Annotated in this window: 23 protein-coding genes; 18 read left to right on the top strand and 5 right to left on the bottom strand. The window is 73.3% G+C overall.

The genetic code is table 11. The features are described 5' to 3' along the window. Positions 1–9 precede the first annotated feature (9 nt). Positions 10–351 (top strand): cupin domain-containing protein, encoded by a 342-nt coding sequence (locus tag MLV88_RS09005; RefSeq protein WP_242336800.1) that lies wholly within the window; start codon positions 10–12, stop codon positions 349–351. Between the two features lie 112 nt (positions 352–463). Beyond that, a complete protein-coding gene (locus MLV88_RS09000; protein ID WP_242336798.1) occupies positions 464–958 on the top strand; it encodes a CcdC family protein in 495 nt (164 codons plus the stop codon). A 36-nt stretch (positions 959–994) separates the two neighbouring features. Here MLV88_RS09000 and can read toward each other — a convergent pair whose 3' ends face one another. Both can and MLV88_RS08990 read right to left on the bottom strand, forming a co-directional pair. Beyond that, complete coding sequence (can, locus tag MLV88_RS08995) at positions 995–1,624, bottom strand: carbonate dehydratase (protein WP_242336795.1); 630 nt, start codon at positions 1,622–1,624, stop codon at positions 995–997. Between the two features lie 65 nt (positions 1,625–1,689). Further along, the gene (locus MLV88_RS08990) at positions 1,690–2,040 is read right to left on the bottom strand and encodes an HPF/RaiA family ribosome-associated protein (RefSeq protein ID WP_242354050.1); all 351 of its coding nucleotides are present in this window, start codon (positions 2,038–2,040) and stop codon (positions 1,690–1,692) included. 261 nt (positions 2,041–2,301) lie between these two features. Between MLV88_RS08990 and MLV88_RS08985 the strand changes: the two genes are divergently transcribed. The 10 genes from MLV88_RS08985 to MLV88_RS08940 all read left to right on the top strand — a co-directional run bounded on the left by MLV88_RS08985 (position 2,302) and on the right by MLV88_RS08940 (position 16,156). Beyond that, positions 2,302–3,621: a two-component system sensor histidine kinase NtrB gene (locus MLV88_RS08985; RefSeq protein ID WP_242336789.1), complete on the top strand. Its 1,320-nt coding sequence runs from the start codon at positions 2,302–2,304 to the stop codon at positions 3,619–3,621. Further along, complete coding sequence (locus MLV88_RS08980; protein ID WP_242336786.1) at positions 3,596–4,996, top strand: sigma-54-dependent transcriptional regulator; 1,401 nt, start codon at positions 3,596–3,598, stop codon at positions 4,994–4,996. The genes MLV88_RS08985 and MLV88_RS08980 overlap by 26 nt, the downstream gene beginning before the upstream one ends. Before the next feature lie 195 nt (positions 4,997–5,191). Beyond that, the gene (locus tag MLV88_RS08975) at positions 5,192–5,758 is read left to right on the top strand and encodes a hypothetical protein (protein ID WP_242336782.1); all 567 of its coding nucleotides are present in this window, start codon (positions 5,192–5,194) and stop codon (positions 5,756–5,758) included. Between the two features lie 378 nt (positions 5,759–6,136). Next, a complete protein-coding gene (locus MLV88_RS08970; protein WP_242336779.1) occupies positions 6,137–6,757 on the top strand; it encodes a hypothetical protein in 621 nt (206 codons plus the stop codon). A gap of 215 nt (positions 6,758–6,972) precedes the next feature. After that, complete coding sequence (locus tag MLV88_RS08965; RefSeq protein ID WP_242336776.1) at positions 6,973–8,277, top strand: TolC family protein; 1,305 nt, start codon at positions 6,973–6,975, stop codon at positions 8,275–8,277. 166 nt (positions 8,278–8,443) lie between these two features. After that, positions 8,444–9,577, top strand: coding sequence for an efflux RND transporter periplasmic adaptor subunit (locus MLV88_RS08960; protein ID WP_242336773.1), 1,134 nt, complete (start codon positions 8,444–8,446; stop codon positions 9,575–9,577). A gap of 15 nt (positions 9,578–9,592) precedes the next feature. Then, the gene (locus tag MLV88_RS08955) at positions 9,593–12,781 is read left to right on the top strand and encodes an efflux RND transporter permease subunit (RefSeq protein ID WP_242336770.1); all 3,189 of its coding nucleotides are present in this window, start codon (positions 9,593–9,595) and stop codon (positions 12,779–12,781) included. 118 nt (positions 12,782–12,899) lie between these two features. Further along, on the top strand, positions 12,900–13,892 hold the full coding sequence (locus MLV88_RS08950; RefSeq protein ID WP_242336767.1) for a sensor histidine kinase: 993 nt from the start codon (positions 12,900–12,902) through the stop codon (positions 13,890–13,892). A 56-nt stretch (positions 13,893–13,948) separates the two neighbouring features. Next, entirely contained in the window at positions 13,949–14,752 is an 804-nt protein-coding gene (locus tag MLV88_RS08945) for a polyphosphate kinase 2 family protein (protein ID WP_242336764.1), read from the top strand. A gap of 135 nt (positions 14,753–14,887) precedes the next feature. Beyond that, on the top strand, positions 14,888–16,156 hold the full coding sequence (locus tag MLV88_RS08940) for an MFS transporter (RefSeq protein ID WP_242336761.1): 1,269 nt from the start codon (positions 14,888–14,890) through the stop codon (positions 16,154–16,156). On the opposite strand, the gene MLV88_RS08935 is transcribed toward MLV88_RS08940, so the two are convergent. Both MLV88_RS08935 and MLV88_RS08930 read right to left on the bottom strand, forming a co-directional pair. Continuing rightward, positions 16,114–17,787, bottom strand: coding sequence for a sensor histidine kinase (locus tag MLV88_RS08935; protein ID WP_242336758.1), 1,674 nt, complete (start codon positions 17,785–17,787; stop codon positions 16,114–16,116). The two genes, MLV88_RS08940 and MLV88_RS08935, sit on opposite strands and share 43 nt — an antisense overlap. Positions 17,788–17,932: 145 nt before the next feature. Beyond that, a complete protein-coding gene (locus MLV88_RS08930) occupies positions 17,933–18,409 on the bottom strand; it encodes an Lrp/AsnC family transcriptional regulator (protein ID WP_242336755.1) in 477 nt (158 codons plus the stop codon). A 161-nt stretch (positions 18,410–18,570) separates the two neighbouring features. On the opposite strand from MLV88_RS08930, the gene MLV88_RS08925 reads away from it, so the two are divergent. From MLV88_RS08925 to MLV88_RS08900, 6 genes are all read left to right on the top strand, one after another. Next, positions 18,571–18,897, top strand: coding sequence for a DUF2917 domain-containing protein (locus MLV88_RS08925; protein ID WP_242336752.1), 327 nt, complete (start codon positions 18,571–18,573; stop codon positions 18,895–18,897). 222 nt (positions 18,898–19,119) lie between these two features. Beyond that, the gene (locus MLV88_RS08920; RefSeq protein ID WP_242336748.1) at positions 19,120–19,746 is read left to right on the top strand and encodes a class I SAM-dependent DNA methyltransferase; all 627 of its coding nucleotides are present in this window, start codon (positions 19,120–19,122) and stop codon (positions 19,744–19,746) included. Positions 19,747–19,791: 45 nt separating this feature from the next. Continuing rightward, complete coding sequence (locus MLV88_RS24560; RefSeq protein WP_242336745.1) at positions 19,792–20,454, top strand: response regulator; 663 nt, start codon at positions 19,792–19,794, stop codon at positions 20,452–20,454. A gap of 23 nt (positions 20,455–20,477) precedes the next feature. Further along, complete coding sequence (locus MLV88_RS08910; protein ID WP_242336742.1) at positions 20,478–21,824, top strand: ATP-binding protein; 1,347 nt, start codon at positions 20,478–20,480, stop codon at positions 21,822–21,824. Positions 21,825–21,897: 73 nt separating this feature from the next. Next, a complete protein-coding gene (locus MLV88_RS08905) occupies positions 21,898–23,358 on the top strand; it encodes a DegQ family serine endoprotease (protein WP_242336739.1) in 1,461 nt (486 codons plus the stop codon). A gap of 103 nt (positions 23,359–23,461) precedes the next feature. Continuing rightward, positions 23,462–23,764 (top strand): hypothetical protein, encoded by a 303-nt coding sequence (locus MLV88_RS08900; RefSeq protein ID WP_242336736.1) that lies wholly within the window; start codon positions 23,462–23,464, stop codon positions 23,762–23,764. 22 nt (positions 23,765–23,786) lie between these two features. Here the strand turns inward: MLV88_RS08900 and MLV88_RS08895 are convergent, their stop codons facing one another. Further along, positions 23,787–24,662, bottom strand: coding sequence for a lysophospholipid acyltransferase family protein (locus MLV88_RS08895; RefSeq protein ID WP_242336732.1), 876 nt, complete (start codon positions 24,660–24,662; stop codon positions 23,787–23,789). Between the last annotated feature and the right edge of the window lie 78 nt (positions 24,663–24,740).

Genomic DNA, 24,740 nt, shown 5'->3' with positions numbered 1-24,740 from the left:
AGAGGGGGCATGAACGTCCTCAAGAATGAGCTGCCGCGCGCGAAGGCGGTCAGGCTGGAGCAGCAGGTGGAGTACGTGGCTGGCTCCGTGGTGAGCCGCACGCTCGCGAAGGCGCCGGGCGGCTCGCTCACGCTGTTCGCGTTCGACGCCGGGCAGGAGCTGTCGGAGCACACGGCGCCCTTCGACGCGTTCGTGCAGGTGCTCGACGGGGCGGTCGAGCTGACCATCGGCGGCGAGCGCGTGCCGGCGAGGGCGGGCGAGACGGTGCTCATGCCCGCGGGCGTGCCGCACGCGGTGAAGGCGACGGAGCGGTTCAAGATGCTCCTGTCGATGGTGCGCGAGCGCGGGTGAGCCTCCCGTCTCGCGGCGGGCCCGCGGCCGCCCGGCCGGTCGCGTCCGGCCGGCGACCCGCTGTATCCTCTCTCGCCAAGCGACGCGCCCCGTCCGGCGCAATGGAACCTCGATGCCTCTCGGCCACGTCCCCACCGCCGTCGTCGTCCTCGTCTCGCTCGCCGGCGCCGCGGTGATGATCGGCTGGCGGATGCGCGAGACGAGGAGCCCGATCTCCACCCGGAAGATCGTCATCCCTCCGCTCGGGATGAGCACCGGGTTCCTCATGTTCCTCGCGCCCGCCGCGCGGGTGCCGTGGAGCTACGCGAGCGCCGCGTTCGCTGCGGGGGCGCTCGTGTTCTCGTACCCGCTCTCCCGCACCTCCCGGCTCGTCCGCAGCGGCGACGCCGTCGTGATGCAGCGCTCGAGCGCGTTCCTCTGGATCCTGCTCGGGCTCGTCGCGGTGCGGTTCGTGCTCCGCGTCTACATCGAGCAGGTCGTGACGCAGGTGCAGACGGGCGCGCTCTTCTTCCTGCTCGCGTTCGGCATGATCGTGCGCTGGCGCGTCGCGATGCTCCTCGCGTACCGGCGCCTGCGCGCCGAGCCGGCGACGGCGGACGCCGCGTAGGCCTCGGGGCGCCTGCCCGCCCGGGCTCGGCCCTCCTCAGCGGACCCGGAACATCGGCGGGATCTGCTCGGCCCGATCCACCGTGAGATCGAGGTCGCGCAGGAGCCCGTCCGCGAGATCGTAGATCCAGCCGTGCACGGTGAGCTCCTGGCCCCGCGTCCAGGCGCCCTGCACGATGGTGGTGTGGCAGACGTTCGCGACCTGCGCGGCGACGTTGAGCTCGCACAGGCGATCCTCGCGCGCGTCCGCGTCGGCGATGGCGTCGAGCTCCGCGCGGTTCACGAGGTAGACGTCGCGGATGTGCCGCAGCCAGTTGTCGATGAGGCCGAGCGGGGTGGCCTCCATGGCGGCCCTCACGCCGCCGCAGCCGTAGTGGCCGCACACGATGACGTGCCTCACGCCGAGGACCTCGATCCCGTACTGCAGGACCGAGAGGCAGTTCACGTCGGTGTGCACCACCACGTTCGCCACGTTGCGGTGCACGAAGATCTCGCCCGGCAGGCGTCCCACCACCTGATCGGGGGGTAGGCGGCTGTCGGAGCAGCCGATCCACAGGAGCTCCGGCTTCTGCGCGTGGACGAGCCGCTCGAAGAAGCCCGGCTCGCGCTCCCGCATCCTCGCCGCCCAGGCGCGGTTCGCCTCGAAGCACGACTGCAAGGTCTTCACCCGTTCTCCTCCTCCGGAGGGCGACCCCTCCCACGCGCGACGCGGGGGAGAGGTCGCCGCTGGGTTCACGCCGCGGATGGGCTCCGCGAGAGCGATCGCGCGAGCCACAGCAGCTCGAGCATCGTGGCCCGCTCCCGCTGCAGGGTACGCCCGACCGCGCGTCCGGCGCGATGTGCTGCGGCGCCGATCGCGGTGTACGCGTCCGAGTCGAGGGCGGTCGCGCGCACCGTGCGCGCCCCGCGCAGCCGGACTTCCACCCGGCAGGACTTGTCCTCGCCGCCCCTCGGCCCGTTCAGATCCCCGACCACGACCCGCACCCCGGCGATGCGCTGCTCGTACCGGTCGAGCGCGAACGAGAGCCGCCGCTCGATCGCGTCGCGCAGGCCGGGGGTGATGGAGAAACCACGCGTCCTCACGTCGATGTGCACGTCGTCACCTCCGTTCCCCTCCGAGCTCCGGTCTAGCGCCGTCGCGTCCCCGCGAAAATGACGTTATCTCGCCGCGTCGCCTCGGGTCCTTGAATGTGTCGCCGGGCTGCTCAGTTCTTGAGCGATCTGCGCGACCTGAAGAGATCCCCGTTGGGCAGGAGGCGGGTCGCGGGCGTGTTCCCCCGTTAAAGCGTGGGCATGGAGCGAACCCTGACGTCCGGCCCGGAACTTGCGGAAGGATCGAGCACGATGATCGGGTTCGCCCGCCTGCAGCCCCCCCTGGTGCCCCGGTCGGCCGGAGCGGTGCCGTCCGTGCACAGCGGCGTGCGCTGGCCGAGCGAGGACCTGCTCCCCGTCGTCTTCCACCTGATCGCCGTGGCGGCGCTGGCGGCGACCGGCTACCCCGCCGGCAGGATCGTGATCCTGGCCCTCGCCGCGGCGGTCCAGAAGGCTCACTACCTCACCTGGCGCAAGCGCGACATCAAGCTCTGCGTGAACGCCGACATCGACCAGCTCGCCTGGATCGTCGTCGCCGCCCAGGCCTGCTTCTTCCTCACCATGGGCGTGGCGGTGACCGTCACCGGCGGGATCCGCAGCCCGCTGCTCCTCACGATCATGGGGGCGTACGTCGCGGCCGTGGCGGCGGTCGGCGACCGCCGCCAGACGCGCCTGTTGCTCGGCGCGACCGCCCTCGAGGTGGGCGTCATCGCGCTCCTTCCGCGCTCCATCACCGGGCCGGAGGTCGCGGGTCCGGCCCACACCTTCCTCACGCTGGTGAGCGTCCTGGGCGTCGGCCTCCTGCTCGCGCCGGTCCACGCGCGGGCCCGCAAGCGACGCGACGCGTTCGCGCGGGCGCGCAAGGAGATGGCGGCCGACGCGCTCGCCCGCGCCCAGAGCCTCGAGCAGATCGGCTCGAAGGTGGCGCACGAGCTCAAGAACCCGCTCACCGGCGTGAAGGCGCTCGTCCAGCTCGGGCTGCGGAACCCGGCCGAGGCGCCGTCGCACGAGCGGCTGGAGGTGGTGGAGCGCGAGGTCACGCGGATGCAGGAGATCCTCCACAACTACCTGTCGTTCACGCGCCCGCTCCAGGCGGTCACGCCGCGGCGGGTGGAGCTCGGTCCGCTCGTCTCGGACGCGCTGGTCGTGCTCTCGGCGCGCGCCGACGAGGCGCGCGTGCGGCTGTACGCGCAGGGCGACGCGACGCTCGAGGCCGACCCGCGCCGGATCAAGGAGGCGCTCCTCAACCTCGTGGCGAACGCGATCGAGGCCACGCCGCCGGGCGGCGAGGTGGTGGTGGAGGTCCGGCCGGCGGGAGACGAGGCAGAGATCGTGATCCGCGACAACGGCCGGGGGATGCCGCCCGAAACGCTGAAGCACATCGGGACGCCGTTCTTCACCACGCGCGAGGACGGCACCGGCCTCGGCGTCGTGCTCGCCCGCTCGGTGATCGCGCAGCACGGAGGGTCGATGCGGTACGAGAGCGAGCCGGGCAAGGGAACCCGCGTCAAGGTCACCCTCCCGCGCGTGTCCACGGGGGCGTGCGATGCCGCGTGTCCTACTCGTCGATGACGAGCCGTCGGTGCGCGTCGCGCTGAGGGAGCTCGTCCAGGGACGCGGGTGGGAGCCGCTCGTCGCCCGCTCCGGCGCCGAGGCGCTCGAGCTCGTCGATCGCGCCGACGCGGTGGTGACCGACTTCTCCATGCCCGAGATGGACGGGATGGACCTCCTGCGCGCCGTCCGCGAGCGCGACGAGAGCCTCCCCGTGATCCTGCTCACGGCGCACGGCTCGGAGCGGCTCGCGGTGCGCGCCATCAAGGCGGGCGCGTACGAGTACGTCACGAAGCCGTTCGACGTGGACGAGATGCTCGTCGCGCTGGAGCGCGCCGTCGAGGCCCGCGGGCTGCGCCAGCGCAACCGCCAGCTCACCGCGGAGCACGCCATCGGGCGGCGCGTCGTCTGCGAGTCGGCGGAGATGCGGCACCTCCTCGACGCGACGTCGCGGGTGGCGGCGAAGGAGATCACCGTCCTCGTGCGTGGCGAGACCGGCACGGGCAAGGAGCTCATCGGATCGCTGCTGCACGCCCAGAGCCGGCGCGCGGACGGCCCTCTGGTCCGCTTCAACTGCAGCGCGATCCCGGCGGAGCTGGCTGAGGCGGAGCTCTTCGGCCACACGCGCGGCGCGTTCACCGGCGCCAACCAGGCCCGCCCCGGGTTCTTCGCCGAGGCGAACGGCGGCACGCTCGTCCTCGACGAGGTGGGCGAGCTCCCCCTCGCGATCCAGGCGAAGCTCCTGCGCGCCCTGCAGGACGGCGAGATCCAGCCGGTCGGCTCCGGGCGGGTCGAGAAGGTGGACGTGCGCATCGTCGCGTGCACGAACCGCGACCTCGCCGCCGAGGTCCGCGCCGGCCACTTCCGCGAGGACCTCTACTATCGGCTTGCCGTCGTCGAGCTCGTGGTCCCCCCGCTGCGCGATCGCCGGGAGGACATCCCGGCGCTCGCGCACGAGTTCGCGCACCGCTACGCGGAGCGCTTCGGGGCCGAGGAGGTCCGCCTCGCCCCCGCGCTCGTGGAGCGCCTGCGGGCCGCCGACTGGCCGGGGAACGTGCGCCAGCTCGAGAACGTGGTCGCGCGCATGGTGGCCCTGAGCGGCGGCGGCGAGCTCGAGCCGAGCGCGTTCACCGCGACCGTCTCGGCGGAGCCCGTCACGCCTCGGGACGGCGGCGTCCCCGCGGGCGACGGCGACGACGGCGATCCCGAGGGCGCCCGGACCCTGCGGGAGCAGCTCGACGCGCTGGAGCGCAACGTGATCGCCCGGACGATGACCGCCGTCCGCGGCAACCAGTCGGAGGCTGCTCGCCGGCTGGGCATCAGCCGCAACACGCTCACCGAGCGCCTCCGCCGCTACGAGATCGCCGCGGACTTCGGCGCCGGCGGCGCGGCCTGACGCCGCACCGCTCGCTCGAGCCGAGCCCGTCGCGAGCGGCGCGACGGCGTCGCCGGGGCGGGTGCTCAGGAAAGGAGCGATCTGCGCATCCGCCGCCGCTCGCGCCGGCGCCGCCGGCGCGAAGCTCGCAGCGCCGACGCGCCGCAGGGCGTGGCCCGCCACCTGCAATGCCGGACGCGGGAGAGGCGGTGACCCATGAACACGTATGCGATCCTGATGTTCCTCCACGTCCTCGCCGGAGTCGGCGTCTACGTCGCGCTCGGCATCGAGACCGTCGCGCTCGGCGGGCTCCGGCGGGCGGAGACTCCGGGTGAGGCCGGCGTCTGGCTCCGGCTGCACGCGCTGCCCGGGCGCCTCCTCCCCGGCGCGATGCTCGTGGCGCTCGCCTCCGGAGCCTGGATGATGGCGACGACCTGGGGCCACCGGCCGTGGATCCTCGCCGCCTTCATCGGCATGGTCGGGATGGGGATCGCGGGCGGCGGCGTGAGCGGGCGCGCGATGCGGCGGCTCCGGGCGGCGCTCGCGACGGAGGACGGCGCGGTGCTCTCGCCCGCGTTCCGGGCGGGCCAGGGGAGCGCCGCGCTGACGGGGTCACTCCGGGTGAGGATCGCGATCGGGCTGGGGATCCTGGCGCTCATGACGCTCAAGCCGGAGGCCGCCGGCTCGGCGCTCGTCCTGACGGCGTCGGTGGTGGCCGGGCTCGCCGCCAGCCTCGTGCACCCCGGGCGCAGCGCGCGCCTCGCGGGCAGCGGCGCGGGATAGCGCCGCCGAGCGCGCCGCTCGCCGGACGCGCCCACCCGAGCGCGCTCCACTGCAGGCGCTCCACCGCGCGAACGCCGCCCGCGACTCACGGGCGGCGTTCGCGCGCGTGCGCTCGGATCCGACGCATCGACCCTGCGCCGCGCCTCGCGCGCCGTGCGGCGGCGCCGGGACCGCGCGAGCGTGCGTGCTCAGGGCTTGAGCGATCTGCGCGCCGAGCCGCGCGGCCTGTGGGGATCGCGAACGGCGCGGAGCGGGAAACCTCGCATTTCCCGCGGGTGTATGGCGTGGCCCGCGAACTGCAACCGCGTCTCGGCGTCGGCAACGCCGACGCCTCAACGCAGGACCGCACCGGCGCTCGCCGGAGAAGGAAGATGAGAGATGCGTGCTGAGAGATCGAGGTTCGCGTTCGTCGCGGCGCTCTTCGTGGTCGCCGCGCCGGGTATCGGGAGCGCCCAGGGCTGGCGCGCCGCGGGGGCCGACGGGCTCCTGACGCCGCTGGGCGAGTACGTGCTCTTCGGAGGCGGGGTGACCGACTTCAAGGAGAGCGCGGTGAAGGATCGCTTCGACGTCGGCGGGACGTGGGACGCCCGGCTCGGGATCGGCAGCCGCTCCTTCGTCGGCGCCGAGCTGGCCTACGTCGGCTCCGCCCTCAACGCCAAGGGATCGGGCTCCGATCTCCTGACGAACGGCGCCGAGGCCGTGCTGCGGCTCCAGTACCCGTATGCCACGGGCGCCTGGCTCGTCGAGCCCTTCGCCTTCGGTGGCATCGGCTGGAGCCACCTCTCGCTCCGGGACGCCGCGCCCGGCGTGAAGGACTCGGACGAGATCGGCGTCGTCCCGTTCGGCGGAGGGGTCACCGTGGGCTACGACCGCTTCCTCCTCGACGCGCGGTTCACCTACCGCACGAGCTTCAACGAGGATCTCCCGCTCGCGACGGGCCAGGCGCCGGCGAGCATGGAGCGGTGGTCGGTCGGCGCGTCGGTCGGGTACGAGTTCTGACGCGAGCGGCGCCGCGGACCGCGCGCGACGCGCGCCCCGCGGACCGAGGAGGGCCTCCGGCCCGATCGCCGGGGCCCTCCTCGTCTTCATGGAACTTCAACTCACGGAAGCGCGCGCGACACGGTGGTGCCGCAGCTTCCGCCGGCGAGCGTCGCGAGAGCGCGACGGCGCGCGGGGAACGCTGCGACGCGGAAGGTCGCGAGGGAGGAGTCGTCATGCAGGCGAAGGTCTTGCTCGCGGCGCTCTGGCTGGGAGTGGCCGGGCGCGCGAGCGCGCTGCAGCCGCTCGAGGAGTTCCTGCGCGGTGCGCGGAGCGCGAGCCCCGACAACGCGGAGGCCCGCGCGGCGCGCAGGCAGCTCGACGCCGACGCCGACGCCGAGCTCGGCCGTGCCCTGCCGCGCCTGTCGCTGCAGGGGCAGTACACCCGCAACCAGTTCGAGACGACCCTGGAGCTCCCGGGGGCGGCGGGCGGGCCCCCGGCGCGCGTCACGATCACGCCGAAGGATCAGCTCGACGGCGCCGCCACGCTGGACGTTCCGCTCGTCGACCTCGCGCGGTTCGCCCGCATCGGCGCGGCCCGCACGGGCGCCCGCGCCTCGGGGACGCAGGCGGCCGCGACGGAGCTCCGCGTCCAGGCCCTCGTGTCACAGGAGTACTTCCAGCTCCTGGCGAACCGCGCGCTCGTCGGCGCGTCGCGCAAGGCGCTCGAGGTGGCGAGGGCGAGCCTCTCCATCGCCGACGAGCGCCACCAGGCCGGCTCCACCGGGCTCCTCGACGTGGATCGGGCGCGGGGCGAGGTCGAGCGCAACGTGCAGCAGCTCGCGAGCGCGGAGCTCCAGGTCGCGCTCTCGGCGCGCGCCCTCCAGTCGCTGACCGGGATCGCGCCGGAGCTCGACGGCGATCGTCCGCTCACCGACGACCTGCACGAGGAGCCGCCGCTCGAGCGCTTCCAGCCGCCGGACGAGAAGCTCCCCGCGCTCGCCGCGGCCATGGAGGGCCGCGAGGCCGCGGAGCAGCAGGCGAGGGCGCAGCGGCTCACGCTCGCCCCCAGCCTGGGCGCGAGCCTGACGGAGCGCGTGACCAGCGCGGAGGGCCTCGCGGGCCGGGACGCCTCCTGGCAGGCCGTGGTCGGCCTGAGCTGGTCGCTCGATCTCACCACCTTCGCCGGCATCCGCGCGCAGGACGCGGCGGCGGACGTCGCGCGAGCGCGCGAGCAGCGGGCGAGGCTCGCGGCGCACGACGACATCCACCGCGCCTGGAGCACCGTGCGGAGCCAGATCGCCCGGAGCCGCTCCGCCCGTGTCCAGTCGGAGGTCAGCGCGCGCGCCTCCGAGCTCGCGCTGGAGCGGTACCGGGCCGGCGCCGCGACCCAGATCGATCTCCTCCAGGCGCAGCGCGACGCCTTCGGCGCCGACGCGGCGCGCATCCAGGCGGACGCCGACCTCGTGAACGCGCGCGCGCAGCTGCGGCTCGCGGCGGGCGAGAGCCTCCTCGAGCCGCCGGGGGGGGGAGCGCCATGATCGGCAGCCCCCGTCGCGGCAGGGGGTGCTCACGGCTTGAGCGATCCGCTCAGCACCCCCCTGCCCGCCACGCCTCGAGCCGCGCCGTTTTGCTGACAGAGCGCATCCGTCGTCTGGCCCAGCGTCTGCAGTTTCCCGTGGTTTCCGAATCCCGTCGGGGGCGTCCATGAAGAGCAAGAAGCAGTGGGTCGTGGTCATCGTCGGTCTGCTGGCGGTCGTCGGCATCCTCGTCGGGGTGAAGGCCGGCCAGATCGTCACCATGGTGCGGGCGGGCGAGTCCTTCGTGCCGCCGCCGGAGGCCGTCACCTCGGCCAAGGTCGAGGCGACGCAGTGGGAGGCGACGCGGGCGGCGATCGGATCGCTCGTGGCGGTCCGCGGCGTGATGCTCTCCGCGGAGCTGCCGGGCGCGGTCCGGGACATCACGTTCGAGTCCGGCTCCTCGGTGAAGCGCGGCGCCGTGCTCGTGAAGCTCGACACCTCCGCGGAGGAGGCGCAGCTCGCCTCGGCGGTGGCGGAGGCGTCGCTCGCGAAGGTCAACCTCGAGCGGGCGAAGCGGCTGCGTCAGGGCGAGGCCAACGCCCAGGCCGATCTCGACACCGCAGAGGCGCGCGCGAAGCAGGCCGACGCGACGGTCGCGAACCTGCGCGCGACGATCGCCAAGAAGACCATCCGCGCCCCGTTCGACGGGCGCGTCGCCATCCGCCAGGTCGAGCTGGGCCAGGTCGTCGCGCCCGGGACCCCCATCGCGTCGCTCCAGTCCGTGAGCCCGATCTACGCGGACTTCTGGCTGCCCCAGCAGGCGCTCGCCGAGCTGAAGGCCGGCGAGCGGGCGCGCCTCGTCGTCGACGCGTTCCGCAACGCTACGTGGGACGGGGAGATCACCACCATCAACCCCGAGGTCGACCCGGCCACGCGCAACGTCCGGGTGCGGGCGACGTTCGAGAACGCGGACGGGCGGCTGCGCCCCGGGATGTTCGCGAACGTGCAGGTGCTCTCCTCGGAGAAGCGCAGCGTGCTCGTCGTCCCCGCGACGGCGGTCATCTTCGCGCCCTACGGCGACTCGGTCTACGCCATCGAGGAGAAGAAGGACGCCGCGGGGAGGACGACCACCGTCGCCCGCCAGAAGTTCGTCCGTACCGGGGAGCGGCGCGGAGACGTCGTCGCCGTCGCGGAGGGGCTGAAGGCTGGCGAGGCCGTCGTGAGCAGCGGCGCGTTCAAGCTGCGCAACGGCGCCTCGGTCGCCGTGAACAACGCCCTCGCGCCCGACGCGCAGCTCTCACCCAAGCCGACCGAAGAGTGAGCCGGAGGCCACCACATGAAGTTCACGGATCTCTTCATCCGCCGCCCCGTCATCGCGATCGTCGTCAGCCTCGTCATCGTCATCGCGGGGGTCCAGGCCATCCGGACGATCAACGCCCGCCAGTACCCGCGCAGCGAGAACGCGCAGATCATCGTCACGACGAACTACGTCGGGGCGAGCGCCTCGCTCGTGCGCGGGTTCATCACCACGCCGCTCGAGCGCGTCATCGCGGCGGCGGACGGCATCGACTACATCGAGTCCGAGAGCAAGCAGAACGTCTCCATCATCCGGGCGCGCCTGCGCCTCAACTACGACGCGACCAAGGCGCTCGCCGAGATCGGCGCGAAGGTGGACCAGGTGCGCGGCGATCTCCCGCCCGAGGCGGAGGTCCCCATCATCACCATCGAGTCCGCCGACAGCGCGCTCGCCTCGGCGTACCTCTCCTTCTCCTCGAAGGCGCTCAAGCAGAACGAGATCACCGACTACCTCGTCCGCGTCGTCCAGCCGCGGCTCTCGGCGATCGAGGGCGTGCAGCGCGCCGACATCCTGGGCGCCCGCACCTTCGCGATGCGCATCTGGCTCAAGCCCGACCGCATGGCGGCCCTGAACGTCAGCCCGGCCCAGATCCGGGAGGCGCTCTCCCGGAACAACTACCAGGCCGCGGTGGGCCAGACGAAGGGCTCGCTCGTCCAGGTCAACCTCACCGCCAACACGGACCTCCGCTCGCCCCGCGAGTTCCAGCAGCTCCCCATCCGCGAGCAGCAGGGCGGCGCCGTCGTCCGGCTCGGTGACGTCGCCGACGTGGTGCTCGGCGCGGAGGACTACGACGCGCTCACCAACTTCAGCGGGCAGACGGCCGTCTTCATCGGCGTCTGGGCCCTGCCGAACGCGAACTCGCTCGACGTGATCAAGCGGGTCCGCGTGGAGCTCGACTCGCTGCAGAAGGAGATCCCGGACCAGATCCAGGCCCGCGTCGCCTTCGACGCCACCACCTACGTCCGGGACGCCATCAGCGAGGTGGAGCGGACGCTCGCCGAGACCCTGCTCATCGTCGTCATCGTCATCTTCCTGTTCCTCGGCTCGCTGCGCTCGGTCCTCGTGCCCGTCGTCGCGATCCCCGTGTCGCTCATCGGGGCGGTGTTCCTGATGCAGGTCTTCGGGTTCACCCTGAACCTCCTCACGCTGCTCGCCATCGTCCTCTCGGTGGGGCTCGTGGTGGACGACGCCATCGTGGTCGTCGAGAACGTCGAGCGACACCTGCGCGACGGGATGAGTCCCGTCGACGCGGCGCTCCGCGGCGCGCGGGAGCTCGTCGGGCCCATCATCGCGATGACCATCACCCTCGCCGCGGTGTACACGCCGATCGCCTTCCAGGGCGGGCTCACGGGCGCCCTGTTCCGGGAGTTCGCGCTCACGCTCGCGGGCGCGGTGGCCATCTCGGGCGTCGTGGCGCTGACGCTCTCGCCGGTGATGTCCGCGTACCTGCTCCGCGGCGGCGGTGAGGAGCGCGGGCTCGCGGGGCGCATCAACCGGGGCTTCGATCGCCTGAAGGCGATCTACGCCCGTCACCTCGCGCTGGCGCTGCGGTCGCGCGGCTCCATCTACACCGCGTGGATCGTGGTGAGCCTGCTCGCGCTCGCGATGTTCACGCAGGCGCCCAAGGAGCTCGCCCCGACGGAGGACCAGGGCTACATCTTCGGCGTCGTCAACACGCCCGCGAACTCGACGCTCGACCAGCTCGTGCCCTCGGTGCACAAGGTGAACGAGAGCGTGATGGCGTTCCCGGAGTCGCAGTTCACGTTCCAGGTCACGTTCCCGAACAACGGGTTCTGGGGCGCGGTCTTCAAGCCGTGGGAGGAGCGGGGGCGGTCGGCCTTCGAGCTCCTCCCGCAGATCCAGGCGAAGGTCGCGGCGATCCCCGGCATCCAGGCGTTCCCGATCCTGCCGCCCGCGCTCCCCGGCGGCGGCCAGTTCCCGGTCGAGTTCATCATCGCCTCGACCGCGGAGAGCTCCGAGATCCTGGACTTCGCGAAGAAGCTCCAGGAGAAGGCGACGGCGAGCGGGATGTTCGCGTTCCCGCCGCTCATCGACGTGAAGATCGACCAGCCCTCGACCGAGATCGAGCTCGATCGGAACAAGGTGGCGGAGCTGGGGCTCGATCTCCAGACGGTCGGGCGCGATCTCGCCTCCGCGGTCGGCGGGAACTACGTGAACCGCTTCAGCATCGACGGCCGCAGCTACAAGGTGATACCCCAGATCCTGCGCTCCGAGCGGCTGAACCCGGAGCAGCTGAAGGACGTGTACGTCACCGGGCCGGGCGGGCAGCTCGTCTCGCTCGCCTCCATCGCCACCCTGCGGGACTCGGTCACGCCGCGGTCGCTCAACCGCTTCCAGCAGCTCAACGCCGTGAAGATCAGCGGCGTCGCGATCCGCCCCCTCGACCAGGCGCTCGCGTACCTCGAGGGGGAGGCCGCGAAGATCCTCCCGGCGAACTACAAGCTCGACTACACGGGCGAGTCTCGCCAGCTGCGGACGGAGGGCAACAAGTTCCTGCCCGCGTTCCTCCTCGCGGTGGTGCTGATCTTCCTCGTGCTCGCCGCGCAGTTCAACAGCTTCCGGGACCCGTTCGTCATCCTGGCGGGCTCCGTGCCGCTCGGCATGTTCGGCGCGCTCGTCATGATGTTCCTCAAGATGCCGAACCCGACCCTCCGGTTCTTCACCGACGGGTGGACGACGACGCTCAACGTCTACTCGCAGGTCGGCCTCGTGACGCTCGTCGGGCTCGTCGCGAAGAACGGCATCCTCATCGTGGAGTTCGCGAACAAGCTGCAGGAGCAGGGGCTCTCGAAGCTGGAGGCCGTCCAGAGCGCCGCCGTCACGCGGCTGCGGCCCATCCTCATGACGAGCGTGGCGACGGTCTTCGGCCACTTCCCCCTCACGCTCGTGAGCGGGCCGGGCGCCGAGGCGCGCAACAGCATCGGCCTGGTGCTCGTCGCGGGGATGACCATCGGCACGGCGTTCACGCTCTTCTTCGTGCCCGCCATCTACCTCCTCATCGCCCGGGACCACCGCGCCGAGGGGCGGGCCACCGCCCCGAGCGTGCTCGAGCCGGAGCCGGTGCCCGCGACGACGGGGGGCGGTCCGCTCCGCGCCGCGTACCAGGCGGCGGAGGGCGGTCCGGAGAGACCGGAGCCCGGGTTCTAGACGGGGCCGCGCATCGGTGCCCGCCCCGCGCGCAAGACCGCGCGGTGCGGGCCACCGGTGCGCGGCGAATGATCCGTCCCGCCGCAGGAGAGCGGTCAGAGGCGAAAGGAAGCACACCATGGCCAGGACGGAGCGTTCGACCCGGAAGCCCTCCCCCCGCGAGAGCTGGGACCTCGCGGAGAACGCGACCCTGAGGCTGCCGCGCCGCCGCGTCGCGTCGGTCGTGCGCGCCGAGCGCGGGACGGTGCTCGTCACGCGCAACGGCGATCGCGAGGATCACGTGCTCGAGGCCGGCGACGAGCTGGTCCTGCCGCGCGGCGGGCTCGCGGTCGCGTGGGCGTTCACCGACGCGACCCTCTCCGTGCGCGACGGGCTCCGGATCCTCGCGCGCGGGGGCGCCGAGCCGGCCTCCGAGGCGGAGGCCCCGGGCGCGAGCGTGGACGCGCTCGGCGTCGAGGTGGCGCACGAGCTCAAGAACCCGCTCGCCGGCGTGAAGGCGCTCGTGCAGCTCGGGCTGCGCAACCCGGCCGAGGCCCCCGCGCACGAGCGCCTCGTGCTCATCGAGCGCGAGGTCGCGCGGATGCAGGAGATCCTGCGGCGCTACCTCTCGTCGACGCGGCTCCGCGAGGGCGGGAGGGCGCCGCGGCTCGCGCTCGCGCCGCTCGTCGCCGACGCGCTGCTCGCGCTCTCGGCGATCGCGGGCGAGGCGCGGGTCCGGCTGGTCGCGCGCGGGGACGCCACGGTCGAGGGCGATCCGCGCCGGCTCAGGGAGGCGCTCCTCAACCTCGTCGCGAACGCGATCGAGGCGACCCCGCCGGGCGGAGCGGTGACGGTCGAGGTGCGCGAGAGCGGCGACGGGGCGCAGCTCCTGGTGAGCGACACGGGCCGCGGGATGTCCTCCGAGACCCTGGCGCGCCTCGGCACGCCGTTCTTCACCACCCGCGAGGACGGCACCGGGCTCGGCGTGGTGCTGGCGCGCGCGGTCATCGCGGATCACGGCGGGTCGCTGCAGTACGAGAGCGTGCCGGGGAAGGGGACCACGGTCAGGGCCATCCTGCCCGGTCGGGTCGCCTCGGGCGCGAGCGCGGCGGAGCTCTCGCGGTCCGCGTGAGCGCGGGCAAGGCGGATCGCGCGTGCTAGGCTCGTCGGAGCTCTCCGAGGGTTCCGATGGCCCACCCGTCCCTGTCCCGCCTCCTCGCGAAGGACGCGTTCCCCAAGGTCTCGTCCAAGGACGCCTACGAGCGCCAGGTGGAGGAGCTGCAGCGCCGCATGCTCCTCGTCCAGCAGGGCATGTTCCACACCGGCCGGCGCGCCATCATCGCGGTCGAGGGCTTCGACGCGGCCGGGAAGGGCGGCGCGATCCGGCGGCTCACCGAGGCGGTCGATCCGCGCGGCGTCCGCGTCGTGCCCATCGGTCCGCCGGCTGCGGACGAGCAGGGCAGGCACTGGCTGTACCGCTTCTGGCGCGACCTGCCGCTCCCGGGGACGCTCACCGTGTTCGACCGCACCTGGTACGGCCGGGTGCTGGTCGAGCGCGTGGACGGGCTCGCGAAGAAGTCCGAGTGGAAGCGCGCCTACCGCGAGATCAACGAGTTCGAGCGCACGCTCGTCGACGACGGGATCGACGTGGTCAAGATCTTCCTCGGCATCAGCAAGGCCGAGCAGCTCCGCCGGTTCGAGGAGCGGCTGAAGGATCCCTACAAGCAGTGGAAGCTCGCGGACGCCGACGTGCGCGCCCGCAAGCGCTGGGATTCGTACGTGGACGCGGTGGACGACATGTTCGAGCGCACGGACACGGCCAGGGCGCGTTGGCACCTCGTCCCGGCGGACCGCAAGTGGTACGCGCGCGAGCGGGTGCTGCGCATCGTCACCGAGCGGCTCGCCCGGCACGCGGAGTGGATGGAGGCGCGCGTCCACGAGAAGGCCCAGGCGCGCCGCCTCGAGAAGGAGCTGAAGAAGCTCAAGGCCTGAGCGGATCGCTCGGCGTCTCGGCGCAGCGCCCACGGCTCGAAGGGGAGGGGCGAGCGCGAAGCCCGCGCCCACGGCGGGTCCGGCCCCGAGGCGCGACGTGCGCTCCCTGGCGCGAGGGCTGCAACGGTGATCCCCATGCGGAAACGGATCACCGAGCGCCGGCTCCTCCTCCTGATCGGCGCGGTTCAGTTCGTCAACGTCCTCGACTTCATGATGGTGATGCCGCTCGGCCCCGACTTCGCGCGGGCCCTCGGCATCCCGAACGCGCGGCTCGGCCTGGTCGGCGCGAGCTACACGGCCGCGGCCGCGCTCAGCGGGGTGCTGGGCGCCCTGATCCTCGATCGCTTCGACCGGCGCAAGGCGCTCGGCGTCGTGCTCGGCGGGCTCGTGGTGGGCACGGCGGCCGGCGCGTTCGCCACGAGCCTCTCGTCGATGCTGGGGGCGAGGATCCTCGCGGGCGCCTTCGGCGGGCCGGCGACGTCGCTGTCGCTGGCGATCATCTCGGACGTGGTGCCGGCCGAGCGTCGCGGACGCGCCATGGGGGCGGTCATGGGGGCCTTCGCGCTGGCCTCCGTGCTGGGCGTCCCGGCGGGCCTCGAGCTCGCGCGGCTGGGCGGATGGAGGATGCCGTTCTTCGCCGTGGCGGCGCTCGGGGCGGTGCTCGCCGCGACTGCGGTCACCCTCCTGCCACCTCTCCGGCGGCACCTCGGCCTGCGCCCGGAGCCCGGCTCGAGCACGGGCGCGCTCCTGCGCCGTCCCGCGGTCGCGCTCGCGCTCGGCGCGACGGCCGCGGTCATGACGGCGCAGTTCGCGCTCGTCCCGAACATCGCGGCCTACTGGCAGTACAACCTCGGCTACCCGCGGGAGCACCTGGGCCTGCTCTTCGTCGCGGGGGGCGCGGTGAGCTTCGCGGTGATGCGGCTCTCCGGCCGCCTCGCCGACCGCTTCGGCGCGGCGGTCACCGCGGCAGGAGGGACAGCCGTCTTCGTCGCGGTGGTGCTCGCCGCCTTCGTCTTCCCGTCCCGGGCGCCGCCGGCGCTCGCCCTGTTCGTGGCCTTCATGGCCGCGAGCAGCTTCCGGATGGTGCCGATGCAGGCCCTCGCGAGCCAGGTGCCCGCGCCCCAGGAGCGCGCCCGCTTCATGTCGGCGCAGTCGGTCGTCCAGCACCTGGGGTCGGCCACGGGCGCGCTCCTCGCGGCGGGCGTGCTCGAGCAGCTGCCCGGCGGCAGGCTCGCGGGGATGGATCGCGCGGCGTGGTTCGCCGTGGCGCTGGCCGCCGCGGCCCCAGCACTCCTGTGGCGCCTCGAGCGGCGGGTCCGTCCCCGCGAGCGAAGGACCCCGGTGCCCGCGACGCTCGCCCCTCACGCGCCCGCGGCTGCGCCCTCGTCCCAGGCTTCCCGGTGACGCCCCGCAGCGGCGGCTCCGCTCGCCCGCGGGAGACGGACCGTGAACCGCGTCCCGCGCTCGGGCGTGGACTCCACCTGGACCGCGCCGCCGTGCGCGGTCACGATCTGGCTCACGATGTAGAGCCCGAGGCCCAGCCCCCGCGTCTGGGAGGCGCGCCGGGGCGAGCCGCGGCAGAAGGGCTCGAACAGCACGGCCATGAGCTCCGGCGGGATGACCGGTCCCTGGTTCAGCACCTCGAGGACCACCTCCTCGTCGCCGCCGCCGACCGAGAGGCGCACCGAGCCGTGCCTCGCGCCATGCTCGAGCGCGTTCGCCACGAGGTTCGACACGACCTGCGCCATCCGCCCCGGATCCCAGGTGCCGCGCCCGTCTCCTTCCAGCGCGAGCTCGATCGCCCGCTCCGGCTGGGCGGCCCGGAGCTCGCCCACGACCGCGCGACACAGCGCGTGCAGGTCCGTCGGCTCGGGGGCGATCGGCAGCCCGTCCTTGAAGCGGCTGTGGGTGAAGTCGAGCAACGTCCCGATGAGCTCGAGCATCCGCGCGCCCGCGCGATCGATCTCGCCGATGCTCTCGCGCACGTTCTCGGCGAGGTCCTCGCGGCGGAGGAGGAGCGAGGCGAGCGCCCGCACCGCGCCGAGCGGGCTCCGCAGGTCGTGGCCGAGGATGCCGATCATCTGCTCGCGGAAGACGAGCGCCCGCGCCAATTGCTCCTGCGCGCGCTGCTGCTCGGTGATGTCCTTCGCCGCGCCGGTGATGCCGACGATCGCGCCGGAGCCGTCGCGCAGCGGCTCCTCCGACACCAGCATGTGATGGACCTGCCCTCGACGGTCCGAGACCTGCAGCTCCTCCTGGATCCGCGCTCCGGTCCTGAGCACGAGGTGGTCGAGGGCGTCCATCCGCGCCGCCTCGTCCGGCGCGATCAGCTCGGCGTTGGTGCGCCCCAGCATCTCCGCGGCGGGGTAGCCGAAGGGCGGGTTGTACAGCCAGCGGTAGCGCAGCCCGAGGTCCCGCTCGAAGAGGGTGATGTCGGAGTGGGCGAGCGCGACGCGGATCCGCTCCTCGGTCTGCCTGAGCCGCTGGTGCACCCGCGCGTTCTCGACGACCTGCGCGGCGCGCCGCACCAGCTCCTCGGCGAGCGCGACGTCCTCCTGTCCGTACCGCCGCCCCGACTCGGAGGTCGTGAGGAAGGTCATGGTCGCGAGCGAGCTCGAGAGCGTGACCGGCACCACGAGCACCGAGCGAACCCCGAGCTGCAGGGCGAGCGCGAGGTACTCGCCCTCGGTCTCCGCGCGGAGCGTGTCGTCGCCGTAGTCCGGGACGAGCACGGGGCGTCCCGACTGCAGCGCCCGCGAGGCCGGGAGCCTCCGCCGGGCGGAGTGATCGAGCGGGAAGCCGCGCAGCGCGGCGGCGAGCGGCGCGCGGCTGGGATCGCGGTGAGCGACCTCCATCCGGCGGACCTCGCCGTCCTCGACGAAGTCGACGATGCACCAGTCGGCGAGCTCCGGGATCGACAGCCGCGCGACCGCGGAGAGCACCTCCTCGTAGTCGAGGGTCGCGGCGAGCGCGCCCACCTTCGAGAGGAGGGACAGCCGTGCGACGAACTTGCAGCTCTGGTCGCCAACCTCCAACGCTCTGCTCCCCGATCGGTGGTGCGCCGGCACCACGGCGCGGCGCTGAGATAGCGGCGCGCGCGCCTCGTCTCCAGTCGACTCGAGAAGAAGGCCCGGGCGGGCGCGCCCGCGAGCCCCAGAAGTCTCGCGGGGCGCCGGCTCCTCAGGGGATCGGCAGGGCGAAACTGGATTTCGTCGTGGAGAGGATCACGTCGCTCGCGTAGCTCTTGATGTTGTGCTCGGCGGCGACGACCGTGCGGGCGAAGCGCTGGTAGTCCTCGATCGAGGTGGCGCAGACGAGCAGGACGAAGTCCACGTCACCCGTGACCGTCCAGCACTGCAGCACCTCCGGCAAGTCCCGGACCTTCTTCTCGAAAGCGGCGAGCAGGTCCTCGCGGGGACGCTCGAGCGCGATGCGCATCAGGACGAAGACGCTGTACCCGAGCGCGGCGGGATCGACCAGGGAGACGTCCCCTTTGATGACGCCCTGCTCGCGGAGCCGCCGGCAGCGCGCGAGGCAGGCGGGCGGCGACAGTCCGATCTTCCCCGCCAGCTCCTGATTGGAAATTCGGTTGTTCACCTGGAGAAACTTCAGGATCTTCAGGTCGATCTCGTCGAGATTCCAGGGGGTTCGGGCCATCGCTTTCCATTCTAGCCGGGCCGAGGCGTCTATGCCTAACCAGCTTCCGTGGACGCGTTGTCGCAGGCTCATTCCGGAAGGTTTCGACCCCTCACAACCGAATGGCATTCCCTTCATGACCGGTCGCATCATCGCCTCGGCTCTTGCGGAGGAGACGAGCGATGAAGGCTGCACGGGCGACGGCGATGGCGCGACTGAACCCGCGGCTCTGGGACTGGACGTGGGGGCGAGCGTGGGAGCAGCAGGACTCCGCGCGCAGCACCCGCGCGCCGCTCGAGCTGAGGCTCGAGCTCACCGACGCGAGGAGCGTGCGCGTCGGATCGGCCCCCGTGGCGATCACCTGCCTCGAGGGTGAGCTGCTCGTCACCTGCGAGGGCGATCTCGAGGACCACGTCGTCGTTCGCGGCGAGACGTACGTCACGCGCCGGCGCGGGCACCATGTCGTCTCGGCGCTTCGCCCGAGCCGCGCGCGCGTCGCCCGGCGGTAGCGCCCGCCGGCCCCTGCACGGCCGGCCGGGAGTACGCCGGTCCACGAACGCCTCGTCTCTCTCGGGACGGGTCCGGAATCTCCGTCGCGAGGCGCGGCTCGAAGCAGGCATGAAGAGCGGGATGACGACGTCGAGCACCGATCACGCTGCTCCGCGCGCGGAGCAGCTCGGCGAGGCGGAGCGGCTCCTCGTCGTGGACGTGCCCGACCGCTGGAGCGCGCGTTGACCCGCCCTCCGAGCGACTTCGACGCCCGGGCGAGGACCTGGGACGAGGACGCCTCCAAGGTGGAGCGGGCGCAGCGCGTCGCCGCGGCGATCGCGTCCGTCGTCCCGTCGCTCTCGGGCAAGGCGGTGCTCGAGTACGGCGCGGGGACGGGGCTCCTCGGCCTCGCGCTCCAGCCGCTCGTCCGCGAGGTGACGCTCGCCGACAGCTCCCGCGAGATGCTGGCGGTCGCAGGCGAGAAGATCGCCTCGGGCGGCGTCCGCAACGCGAGGACGCTGTACCTCGACCTCGCGGCGGGCCCGCCGCCCGACCTGCGCTTCGACCTCGTCTGCTCGCTCATGACCCTCCACCACATCCCCGACACGGACGGGGTGCTGGGCGCCTTTCACCGCTTGCTGGAGCGGGACGGGGTCCTCTGCATCGCCGACCTCGACGCGGAGGACGGCTCGTTTCACGGCCCGGGCTTCTCGGGTCACAAGGGGTTCGAGCGCGCGGACCTCGGGGCGCGGATGGAGCGCAGCGGCTTCCGGAACGTGCGGTTCTCGACCGTGCACGAGGTGGTCAGGGAGACCGCCGACGGCGCGCGCGCCTTCCCGGTCTTCCTCGCGATCGCAGAGCGGGCGTGACCCACCGCGGCGGTACGCTCCGCCGCCGCTCGCTATGATGAGCCGGTGCGCGTCCTCGTGGTCGAAGACGATTCGATGCTGGGCGAGGGAGTGCGGCGCGGGCTCCGGCAGCTCGGGCACGCCGTGGACTGGGTCCGGGACGGGGGCGAGGCGGACCTCGCGCTGGCAGGGGAGCCGTACGACGTCGTCCTCCTCGACCTGGGCCTGCCGGGCAAGGGAGGCCTGGAGGTGCTCCGCGAGCTGCGCCGCCGCGGCCGCAGCGTGCCGGTGCTCATCATCACCGCCCAGGACGCGATCTCGCAGCGCGTCGCGGGGCTCGACGCGGGGGCGGACGACTACCTCGTGAAGCCCTTCGACCTCGACGAGCTGGCCGCCCGCATCCGGGCGGTCCAGCGCCGCGCCAGCGGACGCGCGGATCCCCTCGTCGAGCACGGACCCCTCACGCTCGACCCGGCCACCCACGAGGTCTTCCTCTCCGGCACCCCGGTCACCCTGTCCGCCCGGGAGTTCGCCCTGCTCCACGCGCTGCTCGAGCACCCCGGCCGGCCCATCTCCCGGGCGCGGCTCGAGGAGCGGCTCTACGGGTGGTCGGAGCAGGTCGCGAGCAACGCAGTCGAGGTCCACGTGCACGCGCTCCGCCGCAAGCTGGGCGCCGAGTGGATCAAGACGCTCCGCGGGGTGGGCTACATGGTCCCGAGGCGCATGTGAGATCGCTCCGCCGGAGATTGCTCGTGGCGCTCCTCGCGTCGGCCGCGGCGGTCACGCTCGCCGCCGCCCTGGTGGTCTACCGGATGGCGCGCGAGGAGATCGACGCCGTCTCCGACTACCACCTCCGCCAGATCGCGCTCACGCTGCGTGACCGCGCGCCGCGGGGCGGCGCGGTGGTGGGTGGCGAGGACGCCGAGCTCGACTTCGTCATCCAGATCTGGGACCGCGAGGGGAGGCGGCTGTACCGCTCCAGGCTCGTCGCAGGCCTGCCCGAGAGCGCCGAGCTGGGGTTCGCGACGGTGCGCGCCCGGAGCGGCGACTGGCGCGTCTACTCCGTCGAGCTCGGGGACCTCGTCATCCAGGTCGCCCAGCCCGTGCGCGTGCGGCAGGCGCTCGCGGTCGCCGCGGCGACGCGGACCCTCGCCCCGGTCCTCCTCATGCTGCCCCTGCTCGCCCTGCTGATCTGGAACATCGTCGCCCGGGCGCTGGCGCCGCTGAACCGGCTGGCGGGGGAGGTCGCCTCGCGGACTCCCGCGGCGCTCGAGCCCATCGGCGAGGCCGGCGCTCCGGAGGAGGCCATCCCGCTCGTGCGCGCGCTCAACGATCTCCTCGCGCGCCTGGGCGCGGCGCTGTCCGCCCAGCGCGCCTTCGTCGCCGACGCCGCGCACGAGCTGCGCACGCCGCTCGCCGCCCTGGACCTGCAGGTGCAGCTCGTGGAGCGCGCCCCCGACACGGCGGGGCACGCCGCGGCGCTCGCCGATCTGCGCGCGGGGCTCGGCCGGATGACCCACGTCGTGCAGCAGCTCCTGACGCTGGCGCGCGCGGGGCCCGACGCCGGCGCGGCCCTGGCGGGAGAGCCGGTGAGCCTGTCCGAGCTCGTGGCGCAGGCCGTCGCGGACCACGCGCTCCTGGCGGAGGCGAGGCGGATCGACCTCGGCGCGGGGCAGGCCGCCGAGGACGCCGTCGTGGCGGGAGATCCGGCGACGCTGCGGACGCTGCTCGCGAACCTCGTGGACAACGCGATCCGGCACTCGCCCCCCGGCGCGCGCGTGGACGTCGACGCCGGGATCGAGGCCGATCGTCCCTACCTCGAGGTGTCGGACCACGGGACCGGCATCCCCGAGGCGGAGCGCGAGCGGGTCTTCGACCGGTTCTACCGCCGCGCCGGCTCCGACACGGGCAGCGGCCTCGGGCTCGCGATCGTGAAGGCCATCGCGGAGCGACACGCAGCGCGCGTCGTGCTTCGCGACACGCCCGGAGGTGGACTCACCGCCCGCGTCGACTTCCCGGCCCGCTTCGCGGCGCAGGCGCCATCCGACGCCGGGGCCACGCCGCCGGCGCGGGTACCCGGCGAGGACGGCCGGCCTTAAGCACCCCTTAAGCCTCGCCCCTTACCGTTCGTTCCGAGCCCTCGACAGAAGGGCACGAATGGAAGGAGCAGACATGCCACGCAGATTCATCCAGGGCTCCGCCGTGACCGCCGCGCTCGTCGCGGCGCTCGCCGGCGGCTACCTCTACCGGGGCCGCGCGATGGCCTCGGCCCCCACGGCCGGCGTGGAGCAGCCCGCACCGGCAGTCCCCGTCGCCGCGCCCACCGCAGCCGCGGCGCTGCCGGACTTCAGCGGCATCGTGCAGCGGTACGGGCCGGCGGTCGTGAACGTCAGCACGACCGGCATGGTGAAGACGGCCCAGGCCGGCTCGCCGTTCGGGCAGCTGGATCCGAACGATCCCCTCTACCCGTTCTTCAGGCGCTTCCGGGTGCCGGAAGGCAACGACCACCAGCTCACGCGCGGCCTCGGCTCCGGGTTCATCGTCAGGGACGACGGCGTCATCCTCACCAACGCCCACGTCGTCGCCGGGGCCAGCGAGGTGAAGGTGAAGCTCACCGACAAGCGCGAGTTTCCGGCCAAGGTCATCGGCGTCGACAAGAGCACGGACGTCGCGGTGCTGAAGATCGAGGCGAAGGATCTGCCCGTCGTGAAGACCGGCGATCCCGCGCCGACCCGGGTCGGCCAGTGGGTCCTCGCCATCGGCTCGCCCTTCGGGTTCGAGAACAGCGCGACCGCCGGCATCGTGTCGGGGCGGTCCCGTTCGCTCCCGGGCGAGGGGTACGTGCAGTTCCTCCAGACCGACGTGGCGGTGAATCCCGGCAACTCCGGCGGTCCGCTGTTCGACACCGCGGGCGAGGTCATCGGGATCAACTCCCAGATCTACTCACAGTCGGGCGGCTACATGGGCCTGTCCTTCGCGATCCCGATCGACGTCGCGATGAAGGTCGAGCAGCAGCTCCTCGCCCACGGCAAGGTCGTCCGCGGCCGGCTCGGCGTGACGGTCCAGGACGTGAACCAGTCGCTGGGCGAGTCCTTCGGGCTGCCGAAGACCGGCGGTGCCCTGGTGAGCGCCGTGGAGAAGGGGAGCCCGGCGGCGAAGGCGGGCCTCCTGCCCGGCGACGTCATCCTCGCGCTCGACGGGAAGGAGGTCTCCAGCTCGTCCGACCTGCCTCCGCGCGTCGCCGATCTCCGCCCCGGGACGAGCGCGAAGCTGGAGGTCTGGCGTGACCGCCGCAAGCGCGAGCTCGAGATCCAGGTGGGCGAGGCGAAGGACGCCACCGCGGCCGCCGCGCCCGAGCGCGACGACCACGGGCGGCTCGGGCTCACGGTCCGCCCGCTGACGCCCGAGGAGCAGCAGCAGGTCGGGGTGGCGGGCGGGGCGCTCGTGGAGGACGTCCAGGGCCCCGCCGCCAGCGCCGGCATCCAGCCCGGCGACGTGGTGCTGGCGCTGAACGGCACCCCGGTGACGAGCGTGGAGCAGCTCCGGGGGCTCGCCGCGAAGGCCGACAAGCACGTGGCGCTGCTCGTCGAGCGGGGGGAGGCGCGCATCTTCGTCCCGATCGACCTGGGTTGAGCCGGTACGCGTCCCGCGCACCGCACGCCGAAGCGGCGCGAGAGGTGCGCGGGACGCGCGAGTGCCGATGACGCGAAGGCCGCGAGCAGGAGGCAGTCCCCGCATGAACGCACTCCGAGAGCACTCGACGGGATCGGGATCCTCGCAGCTCGTGATCGTGCTCCACCCTGGCGGGCGGACGCGCCCGATCCTGAGCTGGCTCAGGCAGCTCGTGCCGGCCGCGCTGCTCGTCGTCGCGGCGGCCAACCTGCCCCCGCCCGCGTCGCCCGACGTCATCGTCCTCGACGAGGACGAGATCGCCTCCGGGCCCCTCTCCCTGGCGGACGCGCTGATGCGCCATCAGCGCCACGCCCACGCAACCGATCCCCGCGGAGGAGCGGGGAGCGGGGCGGGCGAGAGGGCGTGACGGGCGTGACGGGCGTGACGGGCTACGCCGCCGGCGGCGCCGACTTCCACCGCTGGTGCATCCACACCCACTCGGCGGGATGCCGGCGGATCGCCTGCTCCTGCAGCGCGACGCACGCGGCCGTGAGCCGGATCACCTCCGCCTCGCGGTCCAGCGGCTCGCGGTCGTACGGGACCTCGGTCACCTCGAGGCGGTGACCGTCGCCGGGGCGCGGTCCCCGCCGGTGGCAGGTCACGACCAGGACGGCAGCGCCGAAGCGCAGCGCGAAGTCGGCGGCGGCGCGCGGGGTCGCGGCGGGGCGCCCGAAGAAGGGCACGTGGACGCTCTGCACGCCGCGGATGTCCTGATCGATGAGGATGCCGAGCGTGCCGGACTGCTTGAGCAGCCTCAGCATGGCGCGCCCCGTCGCCGGGTCGTCCCGCCAGAACGTCTCCACGTGGTTCTCGGCCCGGGCGCGCGCGACCGTCGCGTCGATGCTCGCGTGCCAGCTCCGCTTGGCGATGACCGCGTTCGGCTGCACGTAGCGGGACAGCCGGCAGGTGAGCTCCCAGTTCCCGATGTGCCCGAGCACGAGGATCACCCCCGTGCCCCGCGCCTGCGCACGCTTCAGGGCCGACACCGCCTCGGCGGTGGCCTCGACGTACTCGTCCATGCGCGGCGCCCAGCTCCGCAGCGTGATCACCTCGCCGCCGAGCCAGCCCAGGTGCACGAGGCTGGCGCGCGCGATCGCGTCGCGCTCGGCGACGTCCAGCGCCGGGAAGGCCGCGGCGAGGCTCGCCCGCATCTCGCGGCGCATCCGCGAGGAGAGGTGCCAGGCGAGCCGGCCGAGCGCGCCGCCGAGCGCGAGGCCGAAGCCGAGCGGCAGCACCGCCAGGGTCCGGACGAACGCGAGGATCACCGTCGCGGGGGGGGGGGGGGGGGGGGGGGGGGGGGGGGGGGGGGCGCCGGCGCCGCGGCGGCGGGGACGGAGGCGGCG

The organism is Anaeromyxobacter soli, from assembly GCF_022808855.1.
Taxonomy (GTDB): domain Bacteria; phylum Myxococcota; class Myxococcia; order Myxococcales; family Anaeromyxobacteraceae; genus Anaeromyxobacter; species Anaeromyxobacter soli.
The sequence above is the reverse complement of the archived record's forward strand: the minus strand, read 5'-3'. Positions and strand labels throughout refer to the sequence as shown.